At 76.2% G+C, this 8,274-nt stretch carries 2 protein-coding genes; both read left to right on the forward strand.

From position 1 onward, the window contains the following. Positions 1–54: 54 nt before the first annotated feature. The gene (locus tag OSB71_RS22725) at positions 55–3,003 is read left to right on the forward strand and encodes a helix-turn-helix transcriptional regulator (RefSeq protein ID WP_265950673.1); all 2,949 of its coding nucleotides are present in this window, start codon (positions 55–57) and stop codon (positions 3,001–3,003) included. 375 nt (positions 3,004–3,378) lie between these two features. Next, positions 3,379–8,274, forward strand: a 4,896-nt coding sequence (locus OSB71_RS22730) for a non-ribosomal peptide synthetase (RefSeq protein WP_265950674.1), incomplete at its 3' end; no start/stop codon positions are given.

Raw genomic sequence — 8,274 nt, forward strand, 5'->3', positions numbered from 1 at the left:
TGTCCCCCGCACGCACCCCTGACGGAGCGCCGGGCCTCGAACTAAGGTGTGACCATGCGAACACGGGCTTCGTTCCTCGTGGGCCGCGACGCGGAGCTGGCGCAGCTCTCGGGGGCGCTGGACGACGCACGGAGCGGCCGGGGGGCGGGGCTGTTCCTGCTGGGCGAGCCCGGGATCGGCAAGTCGCGGCTGGCCGCCGAGGCGGTGGGCCGGGCGGTCGACTCCGGCATGACCGTGCTGCGGGGGCGGGCGAGCGCGACGGGGCCGAGCGTGCCGTTCCGGCCGCTGAGCGAGGCGCTGATGTCGCTGGTGCGCAAGGGCGTGCCGTTCGACGAGGGGGCGCTCGGCCCCTACCGCTCCGTGCTCGGGCGGCTGGTGCCGGAGTGGGACACCGGGGAGGGCGTCGGCGCGGCCCACGCCCACTCGCTGGTCGTCCTGGCCGAAGGGGTGCTGCGGCTCACCGCGGCGGCGGGCCGGGAGTCGGGGTGCCTGCTGTTCCTGGAGGACCTCCAGGACGCGGACGCCGAGACGCTCGCGGTCGTGGAGTACCTGGCGGACAACCTGCGTTCGGAGTCGACCCTGCTGCTGTGCACGGTGCGCTCCGAGCCGAGCCCCGCGCTGGACGTGGTGCACGCGGTGACCCGGCGGCTGAGCGGCGGCACCGTGGAACTGGACCGGCTGGCGCGCCGCGTCATGCGGCCGTTCCTGGCGAGCTGCCTGAGCGTCCGGGACGAGGAGGTCCACGACGCCGTCGTCGAGCGGCTGTGGCGGGACAGCGCCGGGGTGCCGCTGGTGGTCGAGGAGCTTTTGAACAGCCTGGTCTCCAGCGGGCGGCTGGCGCGCGGCGGCGACGGCTGGCGGCTGATGGGGGACGCCGCGGCGGCGCTGCCGGTCACCCTCACCCGCAGCGTCGTCGAACGCGCCGACCGCCTCGGCCCGGTGGGCCGCCACCTGTTCTCCGTCGCCTCCGTGCTGGGGCACCGCTTCCCGCTCAGCGTCGTCCAGCGGGTGACCGGTACGGACGACCACGTGCTGCTGGAGCACCTCCAGGCGGGCGTCGAGGCGCAGCTCGTCACCCCCGACGAACGCGGCCCGGACTGGTACTCCTTCCAGCACCCGCTCACCGCCGACGCGCTGCTGGACCGCCTGACGCCGGCCGAGCGCGCGCACCTGTCCCGCCGGGCGGCCGGGGCGGCGCAGGAGCTGCACCCCGGCCTCCCCCGCGACTGGTGCCCGCTCGCGGCCCGGCTGTGGCTGCACGCCGGTGAACCGGTGCGCGCGGCGGGGTTGTTCCACGAGGCGGGACGGCGCGCGCTGGCCGACGGCGCGGCCGGCACGGCGGCCAGCCTGCTGACGCGGGCGGAGAAGCTGTTCGCCGCGCACGGTGAGACCCGGGCCCGCGCCGAGGTGCTGGAGACGCTGCTGCACCTGCTGGCGGAGTCCGGTGACTGGGCGGGGGTGCACGAGACGTCGGAGGCGCTCGCCGACGAGCTGGCCGGGATGGCCCCCGAGCGGCGCGTCGCCCTGCACGTGCGGCTGGCCTGGGCCGCCTACATCGCCGGGCGCCGCGAGGACTGCGAGCGGCAGGTGCGGCTGGCCCGTGCGCTGCTGCCCCCGGGGGCGGCCGTGGCGGCCACCGCCCCGGTCGACGCCGTCGCGGCCTACCTGACGCTGGACGGCGCGGACAGCCGCCGCGTGGCGGAGGCCGAGCGGTGCGCGCGGCGGCTGGTGGCCGCGGCCGACGCGGTCACCGACCCGGTGGCGCTGTGCCAGGCCTGGCACCTGATCGGGCTGGTCACCCGCGAGCGCGACCTCGCCGACGCCCACCACTGCTTCGAGCGGGCCCTGGAGCTGGCCACCCGGCACGGCATCCCGATCTGGCGGGCCTACGCCATGATCGGCGCGGCCGGCGTCTCCTGGCTGAGCGAGGGGAACGTCGGCGTCCTGCAGTCCGCCCGCAAGGCGGCGCTCAACGTCGGCGGCAGCGCGCTGGCGGAGAACATGTCCGCGACCCTCGTCATGGACGCGATCCTGCGCGGTGACTTCCCCCGCGCGGCCACGCTGCTGCGGACCTCGCTCGCCACCGCGCGCCGCATGCGGCTCGGCGCGGTCGAACGCTACCTGCACGTGACCCGCGCGGTGCTCGCCGCCCACCAGGGGCGGCGCGCGGAGATGGAGCGGGCGCTCACCGCGTTTCGCGACTGCGGCGGGGACCAGCCGCACGAGCAGACGCTCGCCCTCGGTCTGGGGCGCGCGGTGTGCGCGCTGCTGGAGGAGGACGGCGCGACGGCCCGGGCGCATCTCACGGAGGTGGTGGCCACCGAGGAGCGGTACCCGACGACGTTCTACCTGGCCGGAGCGCACGGCCTGCGGGTCCTGCTGCACGTGCTCGACGGCCGGATGGACGAGGCCGAGCACGCCGGGCTCGCCGCCCGCGCCCCGGCGACCATGCGGTGGAACCGGCAGTTCGTGTGCCTGGCCGAAGCGGTGCTGCACGGCCGCGCCGGCCGGCCCGAGCGGGCCGCGGACGCGGTGGGACGGGCCGCGCTGGCCGGGGCGGAGTACCCCACGGCCCGCCACCTGGGCCTGCGACTCGTCGCCGAGGCGGCGCACGACGGCGGCTGGGGCGAGCCGGTGGCGTGGCTGCGCCAGGCCGAGGAGCACTTCCACGCCCGGTCGGTGCCCGCCGTGGCCAGCGCCTGCCGGGCGCTGCTGCGCGGGATCGGCGCGCCGGTGCGGCAGCGCCGCACCGGCCGGGACCGCGTCCCGGCCCGGCTGCGCGCCGCGGGCGTGACCGTCCGCGAGTTCGAGGTGCTGGAGCTGCTCCCCCAGCGGCTGACGAACAAGGCGATCGCCGAACGGCTGCACATCTCGCCGCGCACCGTGGAGAAGCACATCGCGAGCCTCTTCGCCAAGTCCGGCTGCGCCGACCGCGTGGCGCTCTCCGACTACGCCTGCGCCGCGCTGGCCACCGAGCCCCCCGCCGCCTGGCACCACGGCTGACCCACCCGTCCCGCCGGGCACGCGGCCCCCACACGCCGCTCCCGGCGCGACGCCCCGCCCGGGGCGGCCGGAAGTCGGCACCGCGCGGGCGGACGGCGGCCCGGGCGGCGCGGAGGCGACGGCCCGGAGGCGACGACCCGCGCGCGGCAGCCCACCGACGGACGGCCCCGGTGCCCGTCGGGCCCGCGCCGGTCGGGGCGCTACCCACTCCCGTCCGGCCGTCCGCCGCGAATGCGGGGGCGGCCTACCCATGTCCGGCGCACCGAACCGGCCGCAAGCTGGGCCCGGCCGGAAACCCCGGCTCCGCGCAGGACCACCGCGCTGCACCTCGGCAGTCTCCGGCGGCCGCACAGGACGGGTGAGAAGGGCGTCAGCATGGACGGCAACCGCACGACAGCACAGCACGGCACCACGAGCGCCGCGGCGCCCCCCGCCAGGCGGCGGCTGCGGGCCCGCCCCGCCGAGCGGGGACCGCTCTCCTACGGCCAGCGCAGGCTGTGGTTCCTCGACCGCTGGCTCGGCGCGAACGCCGTCTACAACGTCCCGGTGACGCTGCGCTTCGACGGCCCGCTGGACGCCGGGCGCCTGGTGCGGGCGGTCACCGCCGTCGCCGCGCGGCACGAGGTGCTGTTCACGGTCTTCGAGGAGGACGCGGGGGGCGAGCCCCGCCAGCGCCTGCTGGACGCGCGCGAGGCGCACTGCCCGGTGCACGACCTGAGCGGTCTGCCCCGGGAGCGGGCGCGGGAGCGGGCGTCGGCGGCCGTGGCGGAGGACGCCCGCACGCCCTTCGATCTGGCCAAGGACCCGCTGCTGCGGATGGCGCTGTACCGGCTGGCGCAGGACGAGCACCTGCTCCGGCTCACCTTCCACCACATCGCCTGCGACGGCTGGTCGCTGGACGTCTTCCAGCGCCAGGTGGCCGACGCCTACCGCGCGGACTCGCCGGGCGGCGAGCCGTCGCCGCTCCAGTACGCCGACTACGCGCTGTGGCAGCGGGAGTCCCTGGAGGGCCCGCGTACCCGCGCGGCACTGGAGGGCTGGAGCCGGGCGCTGGACGGCGCGCCGGCCGTGCTGGACCTGGGCGTCGACCGGCCCCGGCCCGCCGAGCTGAGCTACCGCGGCCGGACGGTGGACTTCCCGCTCCCCGAGGTGCCGCTGACCGCGCTGGAGGAGTTCGCCGCGCGGGAGGGCGTCAGCCTCTACACGGTGCTGCTCGCCGCCTTCCAGGCGCTGGCCGCGCGGCACTCGGGCGCGCGGGACCTGGTCGTCGGCTCCCCGGCGGCCGGGCGCGGCCACGCGGCGGTGCAGGAGCTGGTCGGCTTCTTCGTCGACACCCTGGTGCTCCGGGTGGACCTGGACGACGACCCGGGCTTCAGCGAGCTGGTCGCCCGGGCCCACGCCGCGCTGCTGGACGCCCTCGCCCGGAGCAAGGCGCCCTTCGACCTCGCCGTCGGCCACCTGCACCCCGAGCGCTCGCTCAGCCACAACCCCGTGGTGCAGACGCTGTTCGCCTTCCACGAGGACGCCGGCCGCACGCCGTTCGGCGCACCCGGTGACGGACTCACCGTGGAGCGCGCCATGGTGCCCACCGACACCGCCAAGTTCGACCTGACCTGGACGCTCTACCGCCGCGACGAGGGGCTGCTGCTCCAGGTCGAGTACGCCACGGACCTGTTCGACGCCGCCACCGTGCGCACCCTGGTCGACCACTGGCGGGTGCTGCTGCGCGAGGTCCTCGCCGCCCCGCGGACACCGGTGAGCCGGCTGGCGCTGATGCCGGACGCCGAGCGCGAGCGGGTGCGCCGCTGGGCGGGGGACGGCGCGGAGCTGCCGGTGGCCGCCGTCCACGACCTGGTGCTGCGCCGGGCCCGGGAGCACCCGGACGCGGTGGCCGTGGAGTGCGGCGACCAGGTGCTGACCTACGCCGACCTGGTCGGCCGCGCCGCCCGGGTGGCGCGGGAGCTGACCGAGCGGGGGGTGGGCCCGGAGACCTGTGTCGGCGTGTGCGTCGAACGCTCCCTGGACACCGCCGTCGCCACCCTGGCCGTGCTGCTGGCCGGGGGCGTGTACGTGCCGCTGGACACCGCGTTCCCCGCCGACCGGATGGCGCTGATGCTCGGCGAGGCGGGCGCCGGGGTGGTGCTCGCCCACGGCGCGACGCTCGCCACCGTGCCAGCGGGGCCGTGGACGACCCTGGACCTCGACGGCGCCCGGTTCGCCGAGCCCGTCCCGCTCGCGGAGGTGGCGGTGCCGGACGGGGTGGGCCCCGACCACGCCTGCTACGTCATCTTCACCTCCGGCTCCACCGGGCGGCCCAAGGGCACGACCGTCACCCACGGCAACGTCTCGCGGCTCTTCGAGGCCGTCGGGCGGCGGCTGCCGTTCGGCCGGGACGACGTGTGGTCGCTCTTCCACAGCTTCGCCTTCGACGTCTCGGTGATGGAGATGTGGGGCGCCCTGACCACCGGCGGCCGCCTCGTGGTGGTGCCCTACCTCGTCAGCCGGGACGCCGACGCGTTCTACGCCCTGGTCCGCGACACCGGCGTCACGGTGCTGAGCCAGACCCCCTCGGCCTTCCGCCAGTTCGAGGCGGTGGACGCCACGCGGCAGGACGCGCTGGCACTGCGCGCCGTGCTCTTCGCGGGCGAGGCGCTGGACCGCCCGTCGGTGCGCCGCTGGGGAGGCCGCCGCGGGTACGCCGCTCCGCTGCTGGTGAACCTCTACGGCATCACCGAGACGACCGTCCACGTGACCTACACCGAGGTGGACGAGGACCAGCTCGACGGCGTGCACAGCCTCATCGGCGAGCCGCTGCCGGACCTGCGCCTGCACGTGCTGGACGAGCACGGCGACCCGAGCCCGGTGGGGGTCGCCGGGGAGCTGTACGTCGGCGGCCCGGGCGTCACCCGCTGCTACACCGGGCGCCCCGGGCTGACCGCCCGGCGCTTCGTGCCCGACCACCTGGGCGACCGGCCCGGCGGGCGCCTCTACCGCAGCGGCGACCTGGCCCGGCGGCGGCCGGACGGGAGACTGGAGTACCTGGGCCGGGCGGACGCCCAGGTGAAGATCCGCGGCTTCCGCGTCGAACTCGGCGAGATCGAGGCGCGGCTGGGGCGGCAGCCGGGCGTCCGCCAGGCGGTGGTGGTCGTCCGCGACGACCTGGGCGGGCCGGCCGACCTGGTCGCCTACGTGGTGGCCGACACCCCGGACGCGGCGGGCACGCCGCCCACGCCGCACGCGCTGCGCGAGGCCCTGGGCCGGCACCTGCCGCCCTACATGGTGCCGCGGGCCTTCGTCTTCCTGGACGCCCTCCCGCTCACCCCGCAGGGCAAGCTCGACCGCCGGGCCCTGCCGTCCCCCTCCGGCGCCCGCCCCGAACTGGGCACCGCCTACGCCCCGCCCGAGCCCGGCCGCGAGGAGACCCTCGCCCGCATCTGGTGCGAGGTGCTCGGCGTCGACCGCGTCGGCCGCCACGACAACTTCTTCCACCTCGGCGGCGACTCCATCCGCAGCATCCAGGTGCTGGGGCAGGCCAGGACCCAGGGCATCGGCTTCCAGCTCCAGGACCTCTTCCGCACCCCGACGCTGGCCGGGCTGGCCGAGGCGGCCGAGGAGGGGGCGGCGGGCGGGCCCGCGTCCGACCGCGAGCCCTTCGCCCTCATCGGGGCCGCCGACCGGGAGCGGCTGCCCGAGGGGGTGGTCGACGCCTACCCGATGGCCGAGCTCCAGGTCGGCATGGTCTACGAGATGGAGCTCGACCCGGAGCGGCGGCCCTACCACAACGTCGACAGCATGCGGATCACCGGCACGTTCGACGAGCCGGCGTTCCGACGGGCGGTGGCGCTGGTCGTCGCCCGCCACCCCATCCTGCGCACCTCCCTGGAGCTGAGCGGCTACAGCGAGCCGCTGCAACTGGTGCACCGCACCGCCGAGCTGCCCTGCTCCGTCACCGACCTGCGGCATCTGGACGCCGCCGGCCAGGAGGCCGCCATCGCCGCCCACGTGGCCGCCGAGCGGGCCAACGGCTTCGACCACTCTCGCCCGCCGCTGCTGCGCTTCGCCGTGCACCGGCTGGCCGAGGACGCCTTCCAGTGGACGGTGACCGAGCACCACGCCATCTTCGACGGCTGGAGCCTGCACTCCACGCTGGCCGAGGTCACCGGCCTCTACCAGCGGATGCTGGCCGGGGAGACGCCACAGGCGGCACCGCCGCCCGCCTCCAGCTACCGCGACTTCATCGCCGCCGAACGCGCGGTGCTGCGCTCACCGGAGAGCGAGACCTTCTGGCTGGAGCGGGTGGCGGACCGCCCGACGAGCAGGCTGCCGCGCTGGACGACCGACGCCGACCCCCGCCTCGCCGTCCCGGAGCGGGAGAACGAGTGGCGGGTGGAGCACCCGGCCGAGCGGCACGGCTCGATCGAGACCCTGCTCCCGGCGGACCTCTGCGACGCCCTCCTGGCCCTCGCGCTGCGCTGCGGGGTGCCGCTGAAGTCGGTGCTGCTCGCGGCCCACCTGCGGGTGATGAGCGTGGTCACGGGCGACACGGACGTGATCGCCGGGCTGTCGTCGAACGGGCGGTTGGAGGAGGCCGGGGCGACGGAGGTGCGCGGGCTGTTCCTCAACACCCTGCCCTTCCGGCTCGACCTGTCCGGCGGGACCTGGGAGGAGCTGGTCCGCGCCGTCTTCGACGCCGAACAGGAGATGCTGCCCCACCGCAGGTACCCCCTGGGCGCCCTGCAACGCAAGCTGGGCGGGCAGCCCCTGTTCGAGACGAGCTTCGTCTACAACCACTTCCACGTGCTCACCGACGAGTTCGGCAGCGGGCGGCTGGCGATCGTCGACGGCAAGATCGACAGCTTCAGCACGCTGCGGGCCGAACCGACCAACTTCCCGCTCAGCGTGGGTGTCATCCGCAACCCCTACTCGACGCGCCTGCTGCTCAGCCTCGACTACCACCTGGGCGAGCTGGTCGAGGGGCAGGTGGCGTTGCTGCGGGACTACTACGTGCGGGCGCTGGAGGCGATGGTCGCCGATCCCTCGGCCGACTACGGGCAGGTCAGCCTGCTCGGGGAGGCCGAACGCGCGCTGGTGGAGGAGTGGTCGGGCGAGGGGGCGGAGCTGCCGGTCTCCCTCATCCACGAGCGTGTGGTGCGCCGGGCGCGGGAGACGCCGCACGCCCCGGCCGTCACCTTCGAGGACCAGACCCTCACCTACGCCGAACTGGTCGGCCGCGCCACCCGCGTGGCGCGGGAGCTGACCGCACGCGGGGTG

Source organism: Streptomyces marinisediminis, assembly GCF_026262575.1.
GTDB classification, from domain to species: domain Bacteria; phylum Actinomycetota; class Actinomycetes; order Streptomycetales; family Streptomycetaceae; genus Streptomyces; species Streptomyces marinisediminis.